This window comes from Bradyrhizobium guangdongense, from assembly GCF_004114975.1.
GTDB classification, from domain to species: domain Bacteria; phylum Pseudomonadota; class Alphaproteobacteria; order Rhizobiales; family Xanthobacteraceae; genus Bradyrhizobium; species Bradyrhizobium guangdongense.
In genome coordinates, this window is sequence record NZ_CP030052.1 from 300,394 (window position 1) to 326,031 (window position 25,638).

General features: G+C 58.2%; 13 protein-coding genes and 3 pseudogenes. 12 read left to right on the forward strand and 4 right to left on the reverse strand.

The window, feature by feature from the left end; all coding sequences use genetic code 11:
* The first annotated feature begins 71 nt into the window (after positions 1 to 71).
* The 6 genes and pseudogenes from X265_RS37065 (at position 72) to X265_RS37095 (ending at position 10,892) form a co-directional block, all read left to right on the forward strand.
* Complete coding sequence (locus X265_RS37065) at positions 72 to 2,105, forward strand: carbamoyltransferase family protein (RefSeq protein ID WP_128929908.1); 2,034 nt, start codon at positions 72 to 74, stop codon at positions 2,103 to 2,105.
* A gap of 181 nt (positions 2,106 to 2,286) precedes the next feature.
* Positions 2,287 to 3,315, forward strand: coding sequence for a nodulation protein NodZ (locus X265_RS37070; protein ID WP_128929909.1), 1,029 nt, complete (start codon positions 2,287 to 2,289; stop codon positions 3,313 to 3,315).
* Between the two features lie 646 nt (positions 3,316 to 3,961).
* Positions 3,962 to 5,032, forward strand: coding sequence for a GDP-mannose 4,6-dehydratase (gmd, locus tag X265_RS37075; protein ID WP_128929910.1), 1,071 nt, complete (start codon positions 3,962 to 3,964; stop codon positions 5,030 to 5,032).
* Positions 5,013 to 5,962, forward strand: a pseudogene (locus X265_RS37080) (GDP-L-fucose synthase family protein). The gene gmd and the pseudogene X265_RS37080 overlap by 20 nt, the downstream one beginning before the upstream one ends.
* Before the next feature lie 1,364 nt (positions 5,963 to 7,326).
* On the forward strand, positions 7,327 to 9,042 hold the full coding sequence (gene nifA, locus X265_RS37085) for a nif-specific transcriptional activator NifA (RefSeq protein WP_128929911.1): 1,716 nt from the start codon (positions 7,327 to 7,329) through the stop codon (positions 9,040 to 9,042).
* A gap of 1,466 nt (positions 9,043 to 10,508) precedes the next feature.
* On the forward strand, positions 10,509 to 10,892 hold the full coding sequence (locus tag X265_RS37095; protein WP_128929913.1) for a hypothetical protein: 384 nt from the start codon (positions 10,509 to 10,511) through the stop codon (positions 10,890 to 10,892).
* A 272-nt stretch (positions 10,893 to 11,164) separates the two neighbouring features.
* Here the strand turns inward: X265_RS37095 and X265_RS37100 are convergent, their stop codons facing one another.
* The 3 genes from X265_RS37100 to istA form a co-directional block, all read right to left on the reverse strand.
* Positions 11,165 to 11,776: a hypothetical protein gene (locus X265_RS37100; RefSeq protein WP_128929914.1), complete on the reverse strand. Its 612-nt coding sequence runs from the start codon at positions 11,774 to 11,776 to the stop codon at positions 11,165 to 11,167.
* A gap of 855 nt (positions 11,777 to 12,631) precedes the next feature.
* Positions 12,632 to 13,444 (reverse strand): IS21-like element helper ATPase IstB, encoded by an 813-nt coding sequence (gene istB, locus X265_RS37110; RefSeq protein WP_208764263.1) that lies wholly within the window; start codon positions 13,442 to 13,444, stop codon positions 12,632 to 12,634.
* On the reverse strand, positions 13,441 to 14,955 hold the full coding sequence (istA, locus tag X265_RS37115; protein ID WP_430648578.1) for an IS21 family transposase: 1,515 nt from the start codon (positions 14,953 to 14,955) through the stop codon (positions 13,441 to 13,443). Before istA ends, istB begins: the two co-directional genes overlap by 4 nt.
* 1,119 nt (positions 14,956 to 16,074) lie before the next feature.
* Between istA and X265_RS37120 the strand changes: the two genes are divergently transcribed.
* Positions 16,075 to 17,184 carry a glycoside hydrolase family 28 protein gene (locus X265_RS37120; RefSeq protein WP_232995663.1) on the forward strand — a complete coding sequence of 370 codons (1,110 nt, stop codon included), beginning with the start codon at positions 16,075 to 16,077 and terminating at the stop codon, positions 17,182 to 17,184.
* Positions 17,185 to 17,397: 213 nt separating this feature from the next.
* On the opposite strand, the gene X265_RS37125 is transcribed toward X265_RS37120, so the two are convergent.
* On the reverse strand, positions 17,398 to 18,372 hold the full coding sequence (locus tag X265_RS37125; protein WP_128930193.1) for a pectinesterase family protein: 975 nt from the start codon (positions 18,370 to 18,372) through the stop codon (positions 17,398 to 17,400).
* Between the two features lie 262 nt (positions 18,373 to 18,634).
* On the opposite strand from X265_RS37125, the gene X265_RS37130 reads away from it, so the two are divergent.
* From X265_RS37130 to nifD, 5 genes and pseudogenes are all read left to right on the forward strand, one after another.
* Positions 18,635 to 18,946 (forward strand): transposase, encoded by a 312-nt coding sequence (locus X265_RS37130; protein WP_128929916.1) that lies wholly within the window; start codon positions 18,635 to 18,637, stop codon positions 18,944 to 18,946.
* Between the two features lie 140 nt (positions 18,947 to 19,086).
* Positions 19,087 to 20,176: pseudogene (locus tag X265_RS37135) on the forward strand (IS110 family RNA-guided transposase).
* A gap of 9 nt (positions 20,177 to 20,185) precedes the next feature.
* Positions 20,186 to 21,070 (forward strand): annotated as a pseudogene (locus X265_RS37140) (IS3 family transposase); the annotation flags it as partial.
* Positions 21,071 to 22,666: 1,596 nt separating this feature from the next.
* Positions 22,667 to 23,497, forward strand: a complete 831-nt coding sequence (locus X265_RS37145) for an SDR family NAD(P)-dependent oxidoreductase (protein WP_232995639.1) — start codon at positions 22,667 to 22,669, stop codon at positions 23,495 to 23,497.
* Positions 23,498 to 24,084: 587 nt separating this feature from the next.
* Positions 24,085 to 25,587, forward strand: coding sequence for a nitrogenase molybdenum-iron protein alpha chain (gene nifD, locus X265_RS37150; protein ID WP_128929919.1), 1,503 nt, complete (start codon positions 24,085 to 24,087; stop codon positions 25,585 to 25,587).
* Positions 25,588 to 25,638: the final 51 nt, after the last annotated feature.

Sequence of the window (25,638 nt, forward strand, 5' to 3'; positions counted from 1 at the left end):
AACGTCGCGGACGTTTCATTACCCGGCCGCCCTAAAGATCATGATTACTACCACACTTGCTGGAGGATAGAATGCTGTGTCTTGGATTGAGCGGCGGATTGGATAAGGTCCATGAATATCGACCTGCACTCTCGCACACATTCTTGCATGATGGCGCAGCTGTCATGGTGCGTGACGGGCGTGTGTTAGCCGCGGTTGAAGAAGAACGCCTAAACCGAATTAAGCATTCCAACAAATTTCCCGCCCAGGCCATCCGCTACTGCCTGGCTGCTGCGGGAGCGCAATTAAAGGACATCGATCGCATCGCATTCTATGCAACCGAGTCCTATTGCAACGCGATGCTTCGGCTTTTGTTTGGTTCGGAGACGCAGAGTGGCATCCCTCTCGACGCCAGAACCCTTCTACAGCTTATGCTATCGCAGGAGTTTGATACAGAGATCGAGCCATCGCGCTTGTCATTCGTCAGTCACCATCATGCGCATGCAACAAGTGCTTTTGCTGTGTCCGGCTATGACGAAGGTCTAGTCTTGGCAATCGACGGCGGCGGTGATTTCCTCTCCGGGATGGTGGCCATTGGATCGGGAAGTCGTCTTACTCAACTACATACCTTCCCAGAGGACGGTTCCCTCGGATTGTTTTACTTAGAGGCAATCAAGTGCCTCGGTTATGGCTTGTTCGACGAGTACAAGGTTATGGGCCTTGCTCCGTACGGGGACTCCTCGCGTTTCCGAGAACTATTTCAGCAATTCTACGAATTAAAGGAGAACGGTGGCTACAAGATACATTTGAACGACATCGCTCCGGCGTTAGAGCACGACATACACGTTCGCGGCAAGGGAATGCCGTTCACCCAAGAGCATAAAGATGTTAGTGCAGCCTTGCAGGAGGCCTTGGAACGTATTGTTTTTCATGTTCTCAGGCATTACCGTGAGGTGACCGGCATGAAGCGGCTATGCTTGGCTGGTGGTGTCGCCCACAACTGCACCATGACCGGTAAGTTGCTCTATACAGGACTATTTGATGATATCTTCGTGCAGCCCGCGGCGCACGATGCTGGATGCGCACTCGGCGCTGCTCTCATGGTTTCCGAAGAACAAGGACGTCCCGCACCCCGTGAGCGGCTTCAGCATGTCTATTGGGGCCCGGCACTTGGGGATGACCATGCTGTAGAGCGAGAGGTTGCTGCATGGCGCGGGCATATCGACGTGCAAAGAAGCGCGAACGTGGCGAGCGTGGTAGCTGAATGGATAGCCAACGGTTCGGTTGTTGGCTGGGTCCAAGGCCGCTCCGAATTTGGACCGCGCGCCCTCGGTAACCGCAGCATTGTTGCTGACCCCAGACCAGCAAAGAATAAGGACCGCATAAACGCCATCGTTAAAAAACGCGAGGGCTACCGGCCGTTTGCACCTTCCGTATTGGAGGAACATGCCGCTGAGTTTTTCGATCTTCCTAAGACCGCGGGAGCTTTTCCGTTCATGAACTTTGTCGTTCAAGTTCGTGATTGCAAGCGAAGTGTGCTTGGTGCGGTTACGCACGTCGATGGTACAGCACGGCTGCAGACGGTGTCACGTAGATCGAACCCGCGGTACTGGGAGCTGATTAATCAATTCCACAAGCGGACGGGCGTCCCTGTCCTCCTCAATACATCTTTCAACAACAATGTCGAACCGATCGTGCAGTCGGTTACCGACGCAATGGTCACGTTCCTTACGACAGATCTTGACGCCCTCGTGATCGGATCGCTTCTCATCACGAAGCGCGTCGCCACGCCGGAGGACTGGGCTGCGCTCCGCGTTTCCTTACCGGCCTACACTTCACTTCGCCGTACCCCGGATCACGTCACCGCAGAGTGTCGGGAGATCGTCTGCGAGACTTATACCACCTTCTCCGATGGCGGCGCTGTGCGCATCTCGCCCGATCTATTCGAGTTGCTGCATGGAATCAAAGGGGACGCCGCCCTCGGCGAGCTTCTCGCTCACGTAAAGGGCGAGCGGCGCGACGCAATCATCCTTGAACTTCGGCAGTTGTGGGAAAAGCGCCGCATCTGCTTGCGTCCCGCCGCCAACAATCTGGGAGATCTGCGCGATCAGGCGCATGCGACTTGATAGGTATCTCTTTGTCTAGCTAGCGAACGGCAATCCATAACCGACCTCTTGGTCGCGAAGCGGACAAGCTCTCGCAACCTAACATACGGCTCGCGACGGCCTGGCGGACGATAACACTGCCGGTACTTTCCTGCCGTCCAGGGTGAGCAACTTATTCAACTGCCGGAGCAATGGATTCAAGATGACTCATCAACAGCGCTTCGTCATTTCCAGGCGTCGCACCGGTTTCGGCGATTGCTTATGGTCGCTCGCGTCAGCCTGGCAATACTCCAAGCGAACAGGGCGCACTTTGGTCATTGACTGGCGCGGATCTTGCTATCTCTCTGACCCCTTTACAAACGCCTTCAGCGTGTTCTTTGAGCCGCTCGACAACATCTCGGGCGTACCCGTTATCTGCGACGATAAGATCAATCAACTCTGCTTTCCTGGGCCGTTTTTTCCACATTGGTGGAACAGGCCTGCAATTGACGGCGTTTACCGGTCGGATGACCAAATTTTCCACGAGCGTGATGAGCTGCGCAGGTTGTTGGTAACGTCAAGGGATATCCAGGCGAATACTATCGTTTGTGACGCTTGCTTAATGTGGGGCTGTGATCAGGAGGCCGAGCGCAACATATTCCAAAGCATCACACCACGCCAGGAGATCAGGCGTCGCATCGACGATGTTTACCATCGAGCGTTTGAGGGGCACGATGTAATCGGGATACACGTTCGGCACGGGAACGGTGAAGATACTATGGGTCATAGGCCTTATTGGACCGACCCACGAGTCGCTATGGAGCAGGTATGCGCTGCAGTTGAACGGGCAAAAGCATTGCATCATACACGACCGACAAGGCTCTTTTTGTGCACTGACAGTCCCAGCGTCGCTGATCACCTTTCGGCTGTCTATTCTGAGCTCTTCAGCATTCCCAAACGCTTCCGAGCGAACGATGCTGGCCCGCTGCACACTGCAGATCTTGGAGTCGAGGGCGGATTCGCTGCTCTCGTGGAAATGTACCTCCTGGCCTACTGCCATACCGTTATCCGATTTCCGTCGACAAGTGCTTTCTCGCGCTACGCAAGCCTAGTCGTCCCCCAAGTAATCGAATTTAGCTTGGACGATCCAAGCCACTTGATCTTAGCCGAAAGGTCATCCGCCGAGCACGCGCCAGATGCGCGCTCTCTCGCCGGTCCTCACGAGCGGCGGCCAGCGAAGCCGGCCTTTTGATGCTTGCCACAGGACGTCAAGCCCCACCAGCGCCAAGAAAGGCTTAAATGAGCCTAGCACTTACTTCAGCAGTCACCAGGTACAACGCCTCGGTGCCATATCTGGACATCGGTTCGAAGCCATCCAATGGACTCCGCGCGAAGCGAGGGTGCGACACTGCTGTCGTAATGTCTCACCGACCTATGCCGTTCTCCGACGGAGCCGGCTCGGTTCGTATCCCAAGCACCTTGTTTGGTGAAGGCGAGTGCTGCGGATGAAGGTGCGGCGGGAGTAGATTTCTCAAATGAGTTACCGATGCCCATACCTGGAGATAAGGTGGTCACACATTGTGCTGGACCTCTCTATGCACACGAGGGAAGGGCGCCGAGCTCACCTCGCGCGGGTTGATGCCGGATGCAGGCCTCCCAGGATCGTTAATTCAGGCCCCAACGTACTTGGTATTCCTTGCTGCTTTCACCACACAGCGCCTTGCCAACTTCTCCACGGCTGAGAGATGGTGGAGCCAGGGCGCGCCGCCACACTTCCCCGGAATATGAGCACTAGCGCCATAGTAGGTTGACCACGCCGGACGATATGTCAGAGGGACAGGCTTCGGCCGTTGCTGGAAGTCGGTAGGCCCCTGAGGCATTTGGGAGCATTTGTGAATATGGCTGAGCGCGTCGCTCTCATCACCGGCGTAACCGGGCAAGACGGGGCTTATCTCGCCGACTATCTACTGTCGCTCGGCTATGTTGTGCACGGCATCAAGCGCCGCTCGTCCTCGTTCAACACAGCGCGCGTCGATCACCTTTACCAGGATCCGCATGTCGGCAAGGTCCCGTTCCTGATGCATTACGGCGACATGACGGATTCGACCAATCTGATCCGCCTGATACAGCAAATCCGGCCGACTGAGATCTACAATCTCGCCGCCCAAAGCCATGTTGCCGTCAGCTTCGAGAGCCCGGAATATACCGCTAATGCGGACGCAATCGGGGTGCTGCGCCTCCTGGAAGCAGTCCGCATTCTTGGAATGGAGAGGCACACGCGGTTCTATCAGGCTTCGACCTCGGAGCTTTATGGCCTGGTGCAGGAGATTCCGCAGAAGGAGACGACCGCATTCTATCCACGCTCGCCTTATGGCGTCGCAAAGCTGTATGGCTACTGGATTACGGTAAACTACCGCGAAGCCTATGGCATGTTCGCCTCCAACGGTATTCTGTTCAACCATGAGAGCCCGATCCGTGGCGAGACCTTCGTGACCCGCAAGATCACGCGTGCCGTCGCGCGCATCGAGGTCGGCCTGGAAGATGCGCTCTATCTTGGCAATCTCGAAGCCAAGCGGGATTGGGGCCATGCCCGCGACTATGTGGCGGGCATGCATTTGATCCTGCAGGCCGATAAGCCAGACGACTTCGTGCTTGCCACCGGAGAGATGCATTCCGTGCGGGAGATGGTCGAGCTGGCCTTCGCGCAGGTCGGCCGCCGCATCGAATGGCGGGGCGTGGGCGTCGAGGAAACCGGCCTCGACGCTAGAAGCGGCAAGACCGTGGTCCGCATCGATCCGACCTATTTTCGCCCCACCGAGGTTGATCTTTTGGTCGGCGATGCCAGCAAGGCGCGCACCAAGCTCGGGTGGAAGCCAAAGCGGAGCTTTGTCCAACTGGTTCAGGAAATGATGGCGAGTGATCTGGCCGAAGCAAAACGGGACGCCGACAATGGCAGCCACTTCCTTTGAGCTGAAGGTCACACGCGTCTACGTCGCCGGTCATCGCGGCATGGTCGGCAGCGTGCTGGCGCGCCGGCTCGCGCAGGAGGAGGTTGAACTTGTGACTGTCGACCGGCACGGTCGACCTCTGCAACCAGGCCGCCGTATTCGACTGGTTCGCAAAGAAGACGCCGCAAGTCGTTTTTCCTTGCCGCGGCCAAAGTCAGCGGTATCCTCGCCAACAATACGCGGCGCGCTGAGTTCATCTACGATAATATTGCCATCGCGCCGAACGTGACCCATGGCGCGCATCTGAATAGCGCCGAGAAGCTGATGTTTCTTGGCTCCTCCTGCATCTATCCGAAGCTGGCGCCACAGCCGCTTCGCGAGGACTCACAGGCCAGCTGGAGCCGACCAATGAGCCCTACGCCATGCAAAGATCGCCGGGATCAAGATGGCCGAGGCCTATCGCAGCCAGTATGGCAGCGACTTCGTCAGTGTAATGCCGACTACTCTGTACGGCCTTGGCAACAATTGTCATCCAGAATACAGCCACGTCGTAGCCGCGCTGATCCGGCGCTTTCACGAAGCGACGCTTGCCGGCGCGAAAAACGTTGTGGTCAGGGACACCGGCTTGCCACGCGCAAATTCCTTTATGTCGACGACATGGCGAATGCCTGCCTCCGTTTGATGAAGCGCTATTCTGAGTCCGAGCTCGTCAATATCGGGAGCGGCGAGGACATCATCATCGCCGAGTTCTCCCGCCTCGTCGCCGAGGTCATCGGTTATCGAGGCGAGATCAGCTTCGACACCTCGCGTCCCGGCGGCATGCCACGCAAGCTGCTCGATCTCCGCCGCCTTGACAAGCTCGGCTAGCGGGCGACGACGTCGCTTCGCGACGGCTTGATGCGCGCCTATGAATCCTATCAGGCGTTCACTCGGCTCCCGCCGCAAACCTAGATACGATTACCACAAGCAGGAGTTAGCCGCAGGGAGCAGGAACGACATGCCACACGAGGCTGCCACGCGGTCGTGGCGATGATGCTCACGATCATCTAGGCGCTCATTCTATCGCGTGATGCCTGGGTCTCGGTGTCGTTCGACTCGTCCTGCTGTCCCATGACGCACCCCCTCAGGGTGGAACCGCGGACGAGCTCTATCCTGAGACGCCGCTCTGCGATTCGCTTCTTGGCAACGGTAGTAGCAATGAGAGGCGCTCCGTGGTTGCGGACCAACGCGCACCATCGCCTTACACTCCCTCGTTTGACCTTCTCGCCATTGCGACGTGCCGGTTCCAGACTCAACCGCCCTGACGGCCCTCGTCAGCGGACGTTTCGTAATCGGCCATGCTGACATACCGGGCGCCCTCCAGTGGAGACACGGGATCAGTCGCATCAAGCCGTTGAGCGAACACGCGGAGGACCGCGTCACCGGCCGCGCAAAGCGCCTTTGCCCGACCGCCTCACTCTGCCATTTTGCATGCAGCCTGTCAGTAAATCACTCTAGGTCGACGGCACCAATGCTTCGTCAATAGGCCTCCGACCGTGAAACCACCGCTTACGGGCGCGGTGTTGACGGCTCGAGGCGACCGAGTCAGCCGGCCATTGCGAATGCTTCGTCAGCGTCCTGCGAATCCGGCACAGCTTTAAGCGTCGGAGCGACGCGCTGCGGCCAAAGGAGGTCAAGGAGCACGACGACCTCGCAAACCAGTCTGGTGCCTGATTACGTGTCTCGAGCGAAACGTCCCGGCTCCTACAGCTGCCTCTACAGCTGTTACGGCCATTGTTCTCGCGTAAATCACAGTACCCGGACCTCGTCCGAACGCACTTTTGCCCGACTACGGCTGAGCTCGCATGCCGCGCCTCTCGCAGCCCTCCCAATGGGCAGCAGCGCGCTGAAAGCGATTTGCGGTGGCACCTTCATCGGTACACCAGTCCAGGACGAGCGGAGCGAGCTGCATGACCACGACTTTGAAAGAAGTCCGATTGTCACCAATCGGAAATGGCGGCCCTCGCAGCTTCGCCGAACCTGTTCACCTGAGCCTAGATGCTGCCCGCAGTAGGGACCGGCATGGACGACAGACGACCTGCTATCTCTGAAAGCACTCGAGGATCATTTGCATAAGATGCGCCAATATGGCGCACTCCTTGCGTTAAAGGACCTCACATATTCAAACTGGCGACGCTGCACCGGAGCAAATCTCTCGTCCAGGGCTGACTCTTTAATCATGGTTGGCCTTGTCGTCGCTGCACGAAACGTTGTTAGGTCCGCGACAGCGCAGGCGCCACGGCCGGCGTAACAACGATCGGCGGAAACCGGACAATATGACTAGCGACATTTTGTCTTCAACATCACAGTTCAAGTCACCGGGAGCGGAGGCCTCTCGCAGCGACGCTCAATGGGCACACCCGAAAGTGCCTGAGATCCTGCTGCGCATAGCGGAACAACTCGCCGCGCCCTTTCGGCTCGAGCTTCGGCTGGAGGCCGTCGTCGCGTTAATACAGTCTCAGCTTCAGATGCAACATTGTGTGGTCTGTCTGCATGCCGGTCACAACGCTCCGGCGATTGCCGTGGGCGCGGGCTGGACTGAAGGGAGCGATCAGCGTTTTCGACTCCGCCTGCCGCAAGGAGCTGTCGAGCGCGTGCTCAATACGGCCACACCCCTTATAATAACCCCTACGCAACCGAACAATTCCCAGACCACAAGCGATTCAGGTTCATCTGACGCCACGGCACATAGTCGATTGTCGTTCATCGCCGTTCCAATCGCTGTCGAGAGCACGACCGTCGGGGTGCTCTCGGCCGAGCTGTTCCGGGACGGGTCCCCATCGTTAGATCCCAATTCACACGTGACCCTTCTCCTCGCTATCGCGAACATGCTCGGCCACTTTCTGAGGTCATACCTCTCCACGGCCCACGATGACAGCGAGCCGCCTCTTGCGACCGATGGCAACCAGACAACGTTGCCGCAGGATGATCAAGCCGAAGCGGACCGCAACCTAACGCTACCTGGCGTAGTTGGTCGCAGCCCGGCCCTGCGCAAGCTCCTCCGCAAGATCAATGTGGTCGCTAAATCAAATGCAACGATACTCTTGCGAGGCGAGTCCGGTAGCGGAAAAGAGGTTGCTGCACAAGCGATCCACGACCTATCGCCCCGAGCCAACCGCCCATTCGTCAAACTAAACTGTGCGGCATTATCGGAGACTATTTTGGAATCTGAGCTGTTTGGACACGAGAAGGGCGCCTTTACCGGAGCCATCAATTCGCGCAAAGGGCGCTTCGAGCTGGCTGACAAAGGCACGCTGTTTCTCGACGAGATTGGTGAAATCTCACCTTCTTTTCAAGCGAAGCTGCTGCGAGTGCTACAACAGCAGGAATTTGAGAGAGTCGGCGGTACACACACGATAAGAGTTGACGTTCGACTCATAGCAGCGACTAACAAGGATCTAGAGGTCGCCGTTTCGCAGACACAATTTCGCGCGGATCTCTACTACCGTCTGAGCGTCATCCCTTTGCTTGTCCCACCATTGTGTGAGCGCCGCGACGATATTCCGTTGCTCGCTACTGAATTTCTTCGCACGTTCAACTCCGAAAACGAGCGCTCGTTGACTTTCGAACCAAGCGCGTTCGACGTATTGAAAAGTTGCGAATTTCCCGGCAATATTAGGGAGCTTCACAATTGCGTTCAGCGGACTGCCACCATGGCGGCCGGTCCAGCGATTAACAGTCGCGATTTCGCCTGCAAATCCGATGGTTGCTTCTCCGCTCGACTTTGGAAGAGTAAGCAGCCGCTATCGATGCCGTCACAACCGCTGCCGCATACGGGGCCATGCGATGCTTCATCCGAACCCGCTCACGGAACCACGCTCTCGCACCTGCAGGTTACGAGAGGTGAGCGAATAATTGATCGCGAGCACCTTATCGCGGCCATGGAAAGGGCGGGCTGGGTACAGGCGAAAGCAGCACGGCTACTCAAACTGACGTCGCGCCAAATAGGCTACGCACTCAAAAAACACGGAGTCGAGCTAAAGCACTTATAATCACCCTTGACTGCAACCGGGGGATCGTTTGAAAGCACAGGTTCACGCTTCAGCTTACCGGGCCACTAAGGCACGAGCAAATCACACGCAGACTCCGCCGGATGCTTCTCGTAAGATAGACCGCTTTCAAGGCAGAGGCGCAGTTCAACCGATCATCTACACCACGGTGCGCCAGCGACAGCTCACACCGTTGCTCATCTGATGCTTTCGTGTGGCGGCCCACCTTGACTAACCACTTAGCGACTCTGCTCATCTAGCACCCGACCACACTGGTTCAATGAATTCGCTCCGCCAGGCGCCTTTACTTCGACGATACATCAGGCCCCTTAGGCTGGATACTCGCTTGCAATCCGACGCCACGTACATCTCCTGGACACGCTGCTCACCGTGCGTCGAACGCCGGACGTAACCGACCGCGCTACTTAGTGTCAGCCAGCGCCAACACCGTACGACAATCTATATGATCGCCGGCTCACTTTGATACACCACTCGGCCGCTCGCGGGTTGACAGAACCAAGCGGCATTCCGCACTCACACCGGCCACGTTTGACTTCAGACACGAAGTGATTGCGTTCGCATCAGGTATGGCCGCGCTACAGAGCCGAAAGACGTCGGCGATACACGCCTGCTTTTCCTGTTCCGTGGGTAGAGGCCCGCCGGCTTTGGCGTACATGAATGACAACGAGTTTAGCGCGGCAACAATACTAACCGTTAGCATATAGTACTTGAATCTGTCGCTCCAGCAAGATGAGTTGAGCTGCCTTCGACGCATGATATCCTCTCAAGGTAGGTCGGCTTAGGTGGACACGGTGTGCTATAACGTTTGTAGGTCGCAAGTCGACGACTTCGAGTGCTACCGAGAGGGTATGGCTCGAACGGTTGCTTAGTGGGCCATCGTAACCTGATTGAATCCATCTGCACGGACGATGACCATCAATTCATTGATCCCGGTTTATCGACCGCACGGCCAATCCAAACCACGAGCAGCGCCCCTGTTTGTGGAGCCGCCCGATCTGGCTCACGATGCCCGGTACATCGCCCAAAGATAACACCATTGCGGCCTCGCGCGTCTCGTCTCGAACTGCTCATTTGCTTCACATCGTACAATCTCTCGCTGCGTCCGATTCAACCCCTCTCTTAACCAACTGAGCACATTTGTAAGCAGCCGTGCCCGCGCCCCACACTCGCCGCCCCGGTTCAACGAGCCGGCACCTCAGAGAGTTCTCAACGGCCACCATCATTGCCTCGGGAGCTGTATCTCGCAATCAACAGCCAGCACCGGCCACGTTGGCCTGACTATAGCGCCCGCTTTTCGCAATGCCCTTTCGCTCGGACCTACACTTAGATCGGCGCGGGTCGTGGACAGAGCGCACAGCTGATCCGTTGGATCTGCGCAGGATCTTCTTGATTCTCTCGTTACGTCACGTTGTACGCATCATTCGCCGAATTGCGAAAGGGACACTTCGATGCTTCAGCAGAAATTCACGTTCATCGGGAGCACGCGATCGCGTCAACTTCCATCGCCACTCTCCATTGATCGGCGTGCTTACAACTCAGGTGGGCACGAGCCACGTTCTGACAGTGTGCGCGAGGAGGCGCAGTACGTCTGGCAATTGTGCCTTTCCCCTCAAGAGCGGATAACGTACATTCGAAACAATCGCTCGTATTTTGCTTTTGACAGCTATCGAGAGATGATCGAGGTTGTCCGCGGCCGTCGCTTCAGCGGTTGCGCGCCGCAACTTGTGAATTGGCGCCGCCGATTCAGAGCGGGAGTATGGCGCTTCGCCGCACTGTACTGCCTTGCGACATGGATATTTATTTTTTTTGCGCTCCGCTTGCTTCTCTCCTGATGGCAATACTGCGAGGTTTCCGATCCATAGACCATGAGCGGGCGTACGGCCGTCCGCTCTGAAGCGATTCTCCAGAGAGCCAGGGAGGAGGCGGCGATCCAACATGCGCAGCACCGGAGCGCAGAAAGGTTGTCTGCCCGCTACGACACTATGCGATTGCAACCCGCCCTGCCCAGTCGACTAACAGAAAACGTCAAAGCCGAGCACATCGGCATCTCCTCACAACGCGAGCAATCGCGGCTGCGCTACTTCGGAAACGATGTTAGGTACAGTCACATCTCTTCGGCGGCGGCAGCAATCGCAGCGACGCACTTGATGAAACGATTAAACTCGACTTTGGTTTCAGATGTCCGGCCGAGGATAAGTTTAGCTATATCTGTTCTATGGCATTGCGTCCGCAAACTCGGAGTTAACGCCGATACCGCTTTGTCAAAAAGATGGCCCAATCTCAAGAGCCTTTCCGGCTCATAGATGTCGCTCATTTCTACCGGAGCACGGTTAGCGAAGCGATCCGTCGCCTCAGTAGTGACGCATTTGACTTTGGAAACAATCCCGAGCTGCGCGAGTATGAGTTGATTTGTCAACTCAGTGAGATGGCGGGTTGCTTCGCCTGGCGCTTCACCTCCGCCCACTAACCTGCCAATCTCCGCAACTTGCGCTTCGATATTTTGCCTGAGACGTTCCTGAGAATCGCTCGGGTCAGCCGCATCAGGCGGGTCAGCAAGCGATTCGAGGTGGGGCCGCCGGGAAGGTAAGGGGCTTGTAAACAGTCGCCACCACGACAGATAGTGCCTCAGTTTCGGCAACCACAACGTTAAGGCCTGATCTCCCATGCTGATTTGTTCCGCCGAGGTCGAGTTTCTGGTACTGTTCATCATCATCATCACGTCCACCCGTTATATGGTTCTGTACCAGGACGCGCGCCGTGAGTGAAACGGCTAGTCAGCGTATAACGCACGCCATGCGGCCCCTGCGACCTGAGTACCAGGCTTGATCGACATCAGTGAAATCGATTGTTCTGATAGAGCGCATTCATATTCTGAATTGGTCGGCCGCACTGACATCGAGGCCATGCAGCGAACGCCTCCTCCCACCCGCTCGCGTCTGCCTTTCCCCCAAGACACGCTTTTTGCAAATATGGCAGAACAAATGGTGGTGCAGCATTGCGAGCATGGCCAGCGCTATGCAGTGTTTGGTCCAAGGCGCTCTACGGACGCAGGGAGCGGCGCTGGCCGTAGCTCTGATCCGCCGCAATCGCATTCGAGCGATTAGGGCCGTAACCTCCTGTCCGCGCCAACGTAACTCGTCACGATCTCTCGATCGCTCCGAACCTGATCGCGCTCGACTTCACCACCACAGCTCCACACCGGCTCTGGCTGGCTGACATCACCTATATCCCGCCTGTCGAGTGCCGGCTGTATCGCGCCGCCATCACCGACCGGTTCGGCCGCAAGATGGTCGATCGGCCCATGTGCTATCACATGCGGGCTAACTCCCCTGTGCTGTGATAACGACGATCCGCCAGCAGCCTCTGACGGACTGATCCATGATTGAGGTCGGAGCGAGCAGTACGTTCCACATATCGCGTGCGGAGCCCTGCGGCTGCGGGCTGTAGCGCGGCAATCTGGGTGGGAAGTGCGCGGCAAACAGGATGGCGAGGCAGTGTCGCGGCCTGATGATGATTGCCGCGATGATTGTCGCGCGCAAGAGTTTTGTTGAACTCTGATTGTCGCGCAGCGTCAATCAGCGACGGTTTTGGGTGTCGCGTGCGATGGTGGCCGTCCTGGACCGCGTTTTCGTTCGAGGGCGGTCCGTCTGCGATAGCTCTCGACGTTCATCTCGACGATGGTGGCGTGGTGAACGAGGCGATCGATAGCGGCGAGGGTCATGGCGGGATCCGGGAAGACCCTGTTCCATTCGCCGAATGGCTGATTGGCGGTGATCAGCATCGAGCGGCGCTCGTAGCGAGCGCTGATGAGTTCGAACAGCACGCTGGTCTCGGCCTGATCCTTGGTGACGTAAGCGAGATCATCTAGGATCAGGAGATCGAAGCGATCGAGACGATTGATGGCCGCCTCGAGGTTGAGCTCGCGTCGCGCCAGCTGGAGCTTCTGCACGAGATCGGTGGTCCGGGTGAAGAGGACGCGCCATCCGTTCTCGATGAGGGCCAGGCCGATCGCTGCCGCCAAGTGGCTCTTTCCGCCGCCGGGCGGGCCGAACAACAGCAAATTGGCGCCCTTGCCCAGCCAGCTGTCACCGGCGGCGAGCGCCATCACCTGCGCCTTTGAGATCATCGGCACGGCTTCGAAGTCGAAGCTGTCGAAGGTCTTTCCGGCGGGCAAACGTGCTTCGACAAGGTGTCGTTCGATCCGACGGCGGCCGCGTTCGGCGATCTCGTGCTCGGCGATGGTCGCGAGGAAGCGGCCGGCCGGCCAGCCTTCCTTGTCGGACTGTTCGGCAAATTGAGCCCACAGCACCTTGATGGCAGGCAGCCGGAGTTCATTGAGCAACAGATTGAGGCGCGCGGCATCAACCGTGTTCGTTACGCTCATGCGGCACCTCCGGTCTCGGCGGTACCGATGAGGCATTCGTAGGTCGCAAGCGGCACGAGCTGCACCACGACGTTCGGCAGGTTGGCGGGATCGGGGGCGAAGTGAGCACGTAGCCGGTTGAGGTCGGGCAGTCGGCCGGCGTCGAGGTCGGCGGTGAGCTGATCGGCGAGTTCGGCCTCGCAGCCGCGGTCATGAGCGAGCGCGAGGAGGTCGACCATGATCCGGCAGGCTTTTTTGTCCGGCAAGCGTTCGCGCAGGCGATCGAAGGTCTTCCGATAGGCATCGCGCGGGAACAGCCGATCTCGATAGACCAGATTGAGAAGCGCCATCGGCTTGCGCCGCAGGGAATGGATCACGTGCCGATAATCGACGACCTGGTCGTACTTGCCATTGGGATGCGGCCGCCCACGCGGCAGGGTGACGAGATGGGTGCCGCCGACGAACACGTCGAGACGATCGTCGTAAAGGCGCACCCGCAGCCGGTGACCGATCAGGCGCGATGGCACTGTGTAGAACACCTTGCGCAGGGTGAAGCCGCCGGACGATGTCACGCGGACGATCACCTCTTCGTAGTCGGAGGTGCGCCGATCGGGCAGCTCCTGCAACACCACGCGCTCGCTATCGATCCGCTTGGCGTTGCGGGCATTGCGGCGGCTGACGATCTCGTCGATGAAGCCGCGATAGGTGGCAAGATCGTCGAAGTCGACAGTTCCGCGCAGCAGCAAGGCATCCGCGATTGCTCGCTTGAGATGACCGTGGGGCCCTTCGATCGAACCATTCTCGTGAGCAACGCCTCGATTGTTCCGGGAAGGCCGCATGCCGTAGTGGTCACAAAGGGCCTCGTATCGCTGCGTCAGATCGTCCCGTGCATCGCGATCGAGATTGCAGAATGCGGCCGACAGACTGTCGGTCCGATGCTCCCGCGGCGCCCCACCGAGCGACCAGAGGGCATTCTGCAGGCCTTCCGCCAGGGCAACGAAGCTCTCGCCGCCAAGCACGACGTGGGCGTGCTCGAACCCGCAATAGGCCAAACGGAAGTGATAGAGACGATGATCCAACGGAGCACCCGCGATCGTAACACCCAGTTCGTCCATGTCTGTGAAGTCGGAGAGGCCGAGTTGGCCAGGCTCGTGGGTTTGGCGGAAGATCACCTCCTGCTCCTCGCCGTGGACCGCCCGCCATGCACGGATCCGACGTTCCAGGGTACGACGGATACCGCTGCCGAGATCCGGATGACGCCGTAGCATCTCCTCGAACACCGCCACCGGGCGTAAGCCAGGTGCCGCCTTCAGGATCGGGACGATCTCGGTCTCGAACACGTTGCTCAACGGGTCCGGTCGTCGCCGGCCGCGGGGAGCCTTCCTTTGCGATGGAAATCGGGGGTCTCTCTCGATCCGATAGGCGGTCGACGCACTGAATGACGCCTTGGCCGCCGCCACTGGCGGGCTATCGGTCTGACGGTACTTCATGTAGAGCCTCATCTGGTGATCTGTGATGTGTCGGCCGGGCAAGCGAGTGATTCCTCTTGGCGGAAGAACCACTTGCATAACCCCGCCGGCCGCGATCACCAGTCGGCGCGGTCCTCCTCGGGATCGCGCCGACGCTGGGCCCGTAACTCCGGTCGGGCTACGCCCTCCCTACGTCACGGGCCCAGCGAAACTCTCTCACCTTGATTGACGCTGCCTTCCATCCTGATTGCCGCGCGACAGCGGGCTGTACCCGATCGACGCGCCACAAGGGCGACTGCTTCTACAATGCTTTGATGGAGAGCTTGTCCACCACCCTGCCGAGCTCGTTCACGATCGTCAGGAGGAGACTCGTGCCGATGCACCGCGTGTATATCTCCGCGTTCGTTCGTGACTGCTACATTCCCGCCCGGCTCCATTCCACCATCGGATCGCCCCTCCGATCATCGCCTCAAAAGCCAAAGTGGCTACGATCCATCATTTAAATGGGCCCCATCCAAACACTCAATTTTACTAAGCTCGGACAAACGCGCATACGCGAGACGGGCATTCGACAAGCTGCGCGGGGCGCGACCCAGCTGTTTTCTGATCGGTCACTTGAGGGACTTCGATGCAAGCCAATTGCGTAAATAGGTCGTACCCTCCGGGTGACTGCGACGGGCAGACCGGAAGACAAAGGCAAATACGGTCATAGTATGCGGACGTAGCAGTACATTCGGATGGCTAAATGACCCGCCAGCGATTTCGTTCGACTCCGGGAATAGGGAGACGTCTGCGGTCGTCGCTTTCCACCAGCGCACTTCCGCCGGATGGCCATCCGTTTCACCACGCGGCAATTGCACCCGCATCTACAGGTTACGAGACTTGCACAGCCGTAGCGACCGCCCGCACTTGCCTGCCTATGAAACCAATGGAGTGGCAATGGCCGCCCGTTTCCGCTACCTAGCCGCAGTTTTCATACTTGCGGTCGGGCTGCTTTCCGCCGCGTCTCAGGCAAAGGATCGCCGCAATGTTCGCGAACCGGCCGCGCCTAAAGGGGTATGCGCGCGCCTAGACCCGTCAGGTGGAAATGACACTGCCAGATTGCAAGCCGCCATAGACCATTGCGTCCCAAGCGCCGCCGTATATCTAGGCCCAGGGCCGTTCCTTTCGGGTCCAATCGAAATGAAGTCCGGCACAACACTGTGGCTCGCTGGGGGCGCGATACTGACGGCTGTAGCCGACCCAAAAGCATACCAAAAGAGCTCGGGAAGCTGTGGCCACATCGATCGGAGCGGTGATGGCTGTCGGCCCCTCATCAGTTTCACGAAGACTAAAGGCGGCGGTCTCTATGGATACGGTACAATAGACGGCGGAGGCGGGACCTTGATGGCGGGCACGGCTGAGACTTGGTGGCAACTGGCCCGTCGTGCACAAAGTGAGGGCGCAAAACAAAACGCGCCTCGATTGATCCAAATGGACCGTGCTGAGGACGTCTCTGTTCATGGCATCACCTTGCGCAACGCAGCAAACTTTCACATTGCGATGAGCCACGTGGAACGTGCTACCATCTGGGCGGTCATCATTGATACACCCGCTGATGCCCGCAATACCGACGGAATAGACCCAGCCGCAAGCGAGGATGTGACGATAATCCACTCCTTTATCCGCACCGGAGACGACAATATCGCGATCAAGGCTGGCACAAGCGGCCCTGCACGCCACATTTCCATTTTAGACAACCAATTCGGCTGGGGGCACGGCATGTCGATTGGTAGCGAACTGAATTCCGGTGTCAGTGACGTGCTGGTTCGCAACCTGACCTTGGACGGCACGACATTTGGTCTGCGCATTAAAAGCGATCCCAGCCGAGGCGGCTTAGTTGAGCGGGTTAATTACGAGAATATATGTATGAGAAATAACAAATGGCCCATACACTTCGACACGCGCTACGGCCCCTTCGCTGGCAATAACTTGCCACTTTATCAACAGATCGTCCTAAGGCACGTCTATGGGACTGATGGTACGCTCGTAATGCGAGGCTTTGATCAACAGCATCCGCTCGATATTGCGATGGAAGATGTGCGCTTTTCTCCCCGCGCAACTTGGCAAGTGGAGAATGCAACAGTGACCGCGGTCAATGTATTTCCATCTCCGCCAGGTGCCGCCGCTACTCCACATTACGGCGCATCGAACCCGTGCGTAGTTGCCTTCCGCCCGTTCCCTGAAGCCACCAGTAGCAAAAACGGTGGCATTGAGCGCGACCCTCGGGCCGCAGCTCCAATCGATCGCTGACGATCACAAAGGATTGGCCGGTGTAAAAGCCGGATTGCATGGTTGCGGTCAGCTTCGTACCCGCCGTGCTTGGTACGCAACTCGCACCAGTGCTTCCTGATACTCACGCTCCCACACAGATGGTCCCAATTCGGGCCCGCCAAGACAGCCCGTCTGCAGGCCTGTCGCTAATCGGCACCGGCGCGCTGCTATTGCGGGCACTCCCGCTGCGTTCTATCGCGCTTGCGGGATCCAGCTCGTATCGTGCGAGAAGAATGTCTGGAGCGACCATTGCATTGCCTCCCGATCGCTTAGCTGGCGCGCATATCTTTCTCTTCCTCTAGGATCGGCACCAGTACCGGAGGATCTGTATTCAGCATAGTAGGCGTTCATTAAGCGGCGGCTCTTGCCCGGGTCCCATTCCACCCACCCCTCAGCCATGACCGGCGCATTAATCTGCGACGATAAGAAGATCACCGCAGCATAGGGACGCCATGGACGCCCAAGAGCAATGTCGCGCGCGCCCTTGTCGGCTGTCAGCGTGCAATGATCAAACACAAAGGCGCTGTCTTCGTCCGGGAAGGCTCTGCTTTGTGCGGTATAGACGACTGCGTGGTTTGCAACACCGTGTAGCTCACATTGCCTAAAGTAGGCCTTGGCGTTACCAAATATAAAATCGATATGGCCTTCGACGTAGCAGTTTACGAAGAACTGACGACTGGCGTTCCTGTTCGGCCCCTTGTTGACAAACAATGTGTCTTGCGCACCAAGTATTCTGACGTTTGCAAAAACATCCTTGTCGCCGGTGACAGAAAGTGCCACTGCCTGAGATGCTGGATTGCCCGAATTGGCAGAATAGTCGTTCCAAACAGTCAGATTTTCGAGCCGGAAGTTATCGCCCGACGCATCTAAGGTCGCGGAACGGACAGTCCCACCCGCAGTGACGGCGCTATCACCGTAGACAATCACCGCTTCATCCGGCCCACCACCGGCGCCCTTGATATTGACATTGGGTTTCGTCACTCTAACCTTTCCGCGATAGGTACCCGGCGCGACTACTATACTTCCACCAGCCTGAGGTAGCGCGTCTACCGCGTCTTGTATTGACCTATACGCGCCCTTTTCAGATAACGATACCTTCAGTTGCTCGGCATCGCCTGAGCGAACACTCGCAATCGTTGCCATTAATGCGACGACGCACAACACCATCTTCAACTCGATCTCCTCCTGTTTTGGCTTGCGGTGGGGCTTGATTATCCGCTTGCCTGGAATAGCGCAATGACACTGCTCGCGACCACTCTCCCAACCGGCTGAGCTACTCGTCGAACATGGCCGCGCGTATGTGGCGCACTTTAGATTCACGTGACTAGCTAGTCATCTGGAACGCAAGTTCGTCACATTAGTTGATAGCTGAACTTCCTCCCGAATGAGTGGACACCTGTAGTAGGCTCGTTGAGCCTGGAGGTGTTGAATGGAACGTGCACGACGGTCGTTTACTGAAGAGTACAAGCGCGAGGCGGCAGGATTGGTGGTGTCGAGCGGCCGCTCGATCGGGTCGGTCGCCAAGGAGCTCGGTCTGCGCGACTCAGTGCTGCGGCGCTGGGTCGATAAGCTCCGGCGCGAGCCGGCATCGGCGGCGTGGCGCCCCACCACGCAGGCGACGCCGATGTCGGCGGACCAGGCTTCGGAACTCGCCTTGCTGCGCCAGGAGAACGAGCGGCTGCGGATGGAACGCGACATTTTAAAAAACTGTCCAGCGTCGTGGCGCGCCTGCGCGGGATAGAAACAGCCTTGTGCTATCATTTAGCTCGGAGGGTAGCGGCCGGAGAGTGGTGACGCCGTTTCGACGGCGATCCCGATTAGGAAGATGACAAATTGGCATAGCCCAGACCCTCCAGCCCATCATCGGACGGAGGAGTTGCGATGCCTAACAGGACAACCGACCGCGGCCCGGACCTAAAGCTGGTCAACCTCGGCGCGGCCGCTATCGATATCGGATCAAAGATGCACATGGCCGCGGTAAACCCGGCCTGCACCGACAAGCCAGTGCGTGCATTCGGCACATTCACGCAAGACCTGCATGAACTGGCGGACTGGTTCAAGATGTGCGGCGTGACCAGTGTCGCGATGGAATCCACTGGGGTCTATTGGATCCCAGTCTACGAGATCCTAGAACAGCGCGGGTTTGAGGTCATTCTGGTCAACGCGCGGTACGCCAAGATTGTACCTGGCCGTAAAACCGATCTCAGCGATGCCGCTTGGTTACGCCAGCTCCACTCCTATGGCCTGTTACGGGGCAGCTTCCGACCCGATGCCGAGATCGCAACGTTGCGAGCCTATCTACGCCAGCGCGAGCGGCTCGTGGAATATGCTGCCGCCCATATCCAACATATGCAAAAGGCTCTGATGGAGATGAACCTGCAGCTCCATCATGTTGTGTCGGATATCACCGGCGCGACCGGCATGCGGATTATCCGAGCCATTGTTGCAGGCGAACGCAATCCCGACCTCCTGGCAACCTATCGGGACGTGCGCTGCCACTCATCGATCGAGACGATCCGCGCAGCGCTCGTAGGCAATGACCGCCACGAACATGTTTTCGCGTTAGCTCAATCACTGGAGCTCTACGACGTTTATCAGGCAAAGATGCTCGACTGTGATCGCAAGCTCGAAGTCCTGATCAGTGCATTGAACACCAAAGGAGCAAGACCGGTCGGAAACCTAGCCAAGCCGCGCGTAAAGACCAAGCAGGTCAACATCCCCACCTTCGATGTCAGGACCGCACTGTACGGAGTGCTGGGCGTCGATTGAGGCGGTGACGGCGACGGCTCGCAAGATTGCGGTTTTATTCTACAACACACTCCGGCACGGCATGAGCTACAAGGATCCTGGCGCCGACCAATATGAGCAGCAATATCGTAGCCGCGTCCTCGCCAACCTACAGCGCCGGGCGAAATCGCTAGGCTTCGTGTTGCAGGCCCTCCCGGGCGACGCCAATCCGGCTGTTTCTTAGGAAGTCGATCGCGATCTTTGCCGGAACCCGGACATGAGCTTTCGCTTCATCGAGGACCATCGCGACACCTATCCGGTGCGGCTGATGTGCGCCGTGCTCGAGGTCTCGCCGGCCGGCTACTACGCTTGGCGCGACCGCCCCGTGAGTGAGCGGACAAAATCCCATGCCGCGCTGCTGGCCGAGATACGGCAGGTCCATCAGGACAGCAGCGGCCGCTACGGCAGTCCGCGCGTCCATGCCGCCCTGCGCAGGCAGGGACGCAGCGCCAGCCGCGGCCGGATCGAGCGGACGATGCGCCGGCATGGCATCCGCGCCATCACCGCAAAGCCACGCCGTGTGCGCACCACCGACAGCCATCACGACCTGCCGGTCGCACCGAACCTGATCGCGCGCGACTTCACGGCGGAAGCCCCGAACCGGGTCTGGCTCGGCGACATCACCTACATCCCGACCGCCGAGGGATGGCTTTATCTGGCCGCCGTCATGGATCTGTTCAGCCGAAAGATCGTCCGCTGGGCCATGCGCGATCACATGCACGTCGAGCTCGCCTCCGCAGCCCTGACGATGGCAATCCGGGAGCGGCGGCCGCAGGCCGGATTGATCTGCCACACCGACCGGGGTGTGCAGTACGCTTCGCACGCTTATCGCAGCACCCTTATGGAGGCCGGCATGACGGCATCAATGAGCCGCAGGGCCGATTGCTACGACAACGCCCCGATGGAAAGCTTCTTCCATACCCTGAAGACCGAGCTCGTCCATCATCGCAACTACAAGACCCGCGCCGAAGCTCAACGCGATATCTTCGCCTTCATCGAGGGATTCTATAACCGGACAAGGCTCCATTCCGCACTCGGATATATCCCCCCGATCGAGATGGAGCTAAAAGCCGCTTAACCCGTCCACTTTATCGGGGGAAGATCAGATCCAGGTCAATGTGTTGGGCGCCGAACGTCGGCGGGATAGAGTTACTTCGAGTAGGTCTGCCCGGTCGAGGAAATCTTGCAGGCCGGGGAGAGGGTCTGCGGCATCATGCGGCTGGGATGGCTCATAGGTTCTGTTCACATGGTGTCGGATAACGCCCTATCGATCAGGACGGCGCAAATGACTTACATGCTAGCAGGCATCGGCTGGCGGAGTTCCACATTGAGTTAGCAGCCGCAGAGCGCAGGCTGAGCGCGGACTCTGTCGCTTCTTGCATTTTGGTGAATCCCACCGCGTCCAATTGCTTATTCACTGCGTCGCACAAATGTAGATCGCGACGCTGTTCGGGATCCCGTTCCCACCCCGAAAGCGGCGCTGGCAGCCGAGCGTGCGAAGGTTTGGCGATCGGCGCTGAGCCGTTCGCTGTGGCCTACGCCCAACAGCTACCTTACGGAAGAATGTCGGAACCAAAAGAACTCGAGCCATTTTCTGCGGCCACCACAATGTCTGAAGATCCTCGGCATTCATTCAGTTCCCGAGAACTGCCGGGCGCCGGGCCGGCCTTAGCGAGGCACCTATGTTGTATGCCGCATGAGAGCTCAAGCCCGCCGAACTCCCTGGGAAGCAGCGATCATCACTGCAGGATCGATGCGCCTTTGAAGACTGCTCAGAGACGTTCGGCGGATTTTGCCGGCGCGACGATCACGATGTTCGCGCGCCGGGGACCTTCAGATTGCCGATTGCAAGACACAATCGGTGGCTTGATCGGCGCAATAGCAAAATGGCAGCTCCTGGCTCGACGAACCCACGGCTTGACATCTGTACTACTAGCGCCACTCTTTCCGCTCGCTGGCCTCCGGCCCAAAGCAGCTTTTTTAATAGACAACTGTGAGACCTTCTCACTTATGATCAAAACGCCGATTGGCCATTCCACGCCCACGCGTCGAGCCTATCTAGCCGTCACTTGCACATGAACTTCGCCTCCAGCCGAGCTCTCAATGATTGCGCTTCAAAAGCACAAGGCCATAGCGGTCGGCCGGCTTGTCCGCAAGTCAGCGGCAACAACATCTTTGTGCAGCAGGAGACGGCCGTGATGCCAAGACATACACAACTACCAGGAACGAAGGCGGACACCCGATGGCATCGATGACGGTGCGTCGGGACGCTGCGGAGAAACTCTCTCGCTCGTGTCCTCGGGCGTCCTGTAGCGACCGCTGCGGCGCCGGGTACGCCAGCGTGACCCGAATCGGCGCTTACCAGTAAGCTGACAGGATCATACCCAATGAGCGCCGGTTTTCAGTTTCATGTAGCGGCCGTGCCGTGCCGTCTAGACGCCGTTCTGTTCAAGCGGGATCTGTCGACGAGCCTCGCTTGTTGGAGTGTGATGACGCGGCACGCCACGCTCCGAATCAAAGCGGCCCGCCTCGTCCTACACTCTACATGTCGCGTAAGCGACATCGAGCCGCGCACATCGCGACTACCGGCCAGGAGACGCGTGGCCCGGGTCCTGCAGGGCCACCTGCTAGCATCATTAGAGTGCGCCCGCCGAGGCGCTATCAGGAGCTTCGCGTGACCCTCAATCTGCTGGACCGCCAAAATGTAACAGATGGCGCGCCAGCGCCCGCCGCGTGCCCATCTAGCAATAAGCGGCGCACTCAAAATGCCGAGGGGAAGACGCTCGTATTGACTGGTGCTTCCCGCGGTATAGGCCACGCGACCGGCAAATTGTTTTCGGCAGCTGGATGGCGGATCATCACGTGTTCTCGGCAGCCATTCGAGGGTAGCCGTTGTCCTTGGGAAGCAGGATTGGACAACCATATTCAAGCCGAACTTAGCGACTCTCGAGCGTTGCAGCACGCGATCGCGGAGATCAAGGAGCGGCTCAATGGCGGCCCTCTGCATGCGCTTATCAACAATGCGGGCATTTCCCCGAAGGCCGCTGACGGCACCCGATTAAATTCGCTGAACACTCCGGTCGACACCTGGAAGAGCGTGTTCCATGTCAATTTGCTCGCACCCATCATGTTCTCGCAGGGGCTCTTCCATCAGCTAACGCTCGCTTCTGGTGCAATCGTGAACGTCACCTCGATCGCCGGATCGAGAGTGCATCCGTATGCCGGTACTGCCTATGCGACATCAAAGGCGGCACTTTCGTGCTTGACCCGCGAGATGGCGCATGACTATGCGCCTTACGGGATTCGCGTCAATGCTATTGCACCAGGCGAGATCAAGACAGACATTCTGTCGCCGGAGACAGAAACCAATTTGATCCCAACTATCCCGATGCACCGGGTCGGAACACCGGACGAGGTCGCGAAGGTTATCTTCTTCCTTTGCTCGGAGGCTGCCAGCTATGTCACAGGTGCCGAAGTGCCTGCAAATGGAGGGCAGCATGTGTGATCAGACACCAAGAAGAGTTACTCACGCGCGATCGATTAATTGGCAGCTCCCGCATGGAGCGTTGAGCGCTCGCGTTACTCCCGACTAGCAATTCCTGATTCCGCAGTTTCGATCCAACGGCCACGCCGTACGAGCCAGGATAGCGCCGTTGCTCGCACGCCGCGGCGCGACCGCGATGGCACGCCTCTCGCCTGAGAGATACCACGTTTTGGCCCACGTTCCATTCCGGCCGCAGGAACATTTTTTATGAGCTGCCACATAGACGCTAGCCCCGATGCCCAAGGGGCGGCGGCCAGAAGGTGAAATTTATTAAGCGCGGCCTTTATAAAACAAGTCCCGCTAATATGGCTCGACGGGGCATGTCACATTTCGAACAATGCTACGAGTAAGAACATATCAGCACGCGGCTACGTCCACTTTGCGACAATCGGGTGCATCGACGCTGTCTGCCTCCGACCTTTTTCCTTCCTATCCGTCGGCACACTTGTTGCAAACGCCTTCTAATGCAGCCTCGCGTTAATAGATCGCCAGAAGCGCGCGCCGCGCAAGGCGCCCGATCGTTCAAGCACCGCATCCGAGGAATTCGTATGAGCATAGTCACTACCCAGAGCGCCGCGGAGATGAAGGCCCGCAACAAGCAACTGATCGATGAGGCCTTAAAAATCTACCCGGAAAAGACCGCCAAGCGCCGCGCCAAACACCTGAACGTACACGAGGCGGGTAAGCACGATTGCGGGGTTAAGTCGAACCTGAAGTCGATCCCCGGAGTAATGACGACTCGCGGCTGTGCATACGCTGGCTCCAAGGGGGTCGTGTGGGGCCCGATCAAGGACATGATTAACATCAGCCACGGTCCGGTCGGCTGCGGCCAATATTCCTGGGCTGCACGCCGCAATTACTACATAGGCAAGACCGGAATCGACAGCTTCGTCACCATGCAGTTCACCTCCGACTTCCAGGAGAAAGACATCGTGTTTGGCGGCGACAAGAAGCTCGGTAAGGTCATTGACGAACTTCAGGAGCTCTTTCCGCTCAACCACGGCATTACGATTCAGTCCGAGTGCCCGATCGGCCTTATCGGCGACGACATCGAGGCTGTGTCGAAGGCGAAGTCAAAGGAACACAATGGCAAGACCATTGTACCGGTTCGCTGCGAAGGGTTTCGCGGCGTCTCGCAGTCGCTTGGCCACCACATCGCCAACGATGCGCTGCGGGACTGGATCCTGGACAGAGTGTCGCCGGAAGCGACACCCGCGTTCGAGTCAACGCCCTACGATGTCACGATCATCGGCGACTACAATATCGGTGGGGACGCTTGGTCATCGCGTATCCTGCTCGAAGAGATGGGCCTGCGTGTGATTGCGCAATGGTCCGGCGACGGCAGCCTCGCCGAACTGGAAGCAACGCCCAGGGCGAAGCTCAACCTATTGCACTGCTACCGTTCGATGAACTACATCTCCCGACACATGGAGGAAAAGTTCGGCATTCCATGGTGCGAGTACAACTTCTTTGGCCCTTCCAAGATCGCCGATTCGCTGCGCAAAATTGCCAGCTTCTTCGACGAACGCATCAAGGAAGGTGCCGAGCGTGTGATCGCCAAGTACCAGCCGCTGATGGCCTCGGTAATTGAGAAGTACCGCCCCCGCCTCCAGGGCAAGACAGTGATGCTGTTCGTCGGCGGCTTGCGTCCCCGCCACGTAATCGGCGCCTATGAGGACCTTGGTATGGAGGTCGTAGGAACGGGCTACGAATTCGGCCATCATGACGACTACCAGCGCACTGCTCAGCACTACTTAAAGGACGGCACACTGATCTATGACGACGTCACGGGCTACGAGTTTGAGCGTTTCGTCGAGACCATTCAGCCAGATCTCGTCGGCTCCGGCATAAAGGAGAAGTACGTCTTCCAGAAAATGGGCATTCCATTCCGTCAAATGCACTCCTGGGACTATTCCGGTCCTTATCACGGCTATGACGGCTTCGCGATCTTCGCTCGTGACATGGACATGGCAATAAACTCGCCCGTCTGGAAGAAACTCAAGGCACCTTGGAAGGATACTCCAGCGCCAGGCCTAATGGCCGCGGAATAAAGGAATGCACAGATCTGGCTCCGCCTATGCGAGAAGGCGGGCCAACCTAGT

Bases quoted from the DNA above. Each gene is read 5' to 3' on its own strand.
- X265_RS37070 (WP_128929909.1), top strand. From the start codon at position 2,287: ATGACTCATCAACAGCGCTTCGTCATTTCCAGGCGTCGCACCGGTTTC.
- X265_RS37120 (WP_232995663.1), top strand. From the start codon at position 16,075: ATGAAGTCCGGCACAACACTGTGGCTCGCTGGGGGCGCGATACTGACG.
- X265_RS37095 (WP_128929913.1), top strand. From the start codon at position 10,509: ATGCTTCAGCAGAAATTCACGTTCATCGGGAGCACGCGATCGCGTCAA.
- istB (WP_208764263.1), bottom strand. From the start codon at position 13,444: ATGAGCGTAACGAACACGGTTGATGCCGCGCGCCTCAATCTGTTGCTC.
- X265_RS37100 (WP_128929914.1), bottom strand. From the start codon at position 11,776: ATGATGATGATGAACAGTACCAGAAACTCGACCTCGGCGGAACAAATC.
- X265_RS37065 (WP_128929908.1), top strand. From the start codon at position 72: ATGCTGTGTCTTGGATTGAGCGGCGGATTGGATAAGGTCCATGAATAT.
- gmd (WP_128929910.1), top strand. From the start codon at position 3,962: ATGGCTGAGCGCGTCGCTCTCATCACCGGCGTAACCGGGCAAGACGGG.
- nifA (WP_128929911.1), top strand. From the start codon at position 7,327: ATGACTAGCGACATTTTGTCTTCAACATCACAGTTCAAGTCACCGGGA.
- X265_RS37125 (WP_128930193.1), bottom strand. From the start codon at position 18,372: ATGGTGTTGTGCGTCGTCGCATTAATGGCAACGATTGCGAGTGTTCGC.
- nifD (WP_128929919.1), top strand. From the start codon at position 24,085: ATGAGCATAGTCACTACCCAGAGCGCCGCGGAGATGAAGGCCCGCAAC.
- X265_RS37130 (WP_128929916.1), top strand. From the start codon at position 18,635: ATGGAACGTGCACGACGGTCGTTTACTGAAGAGTACAAGCGCGAGGCG.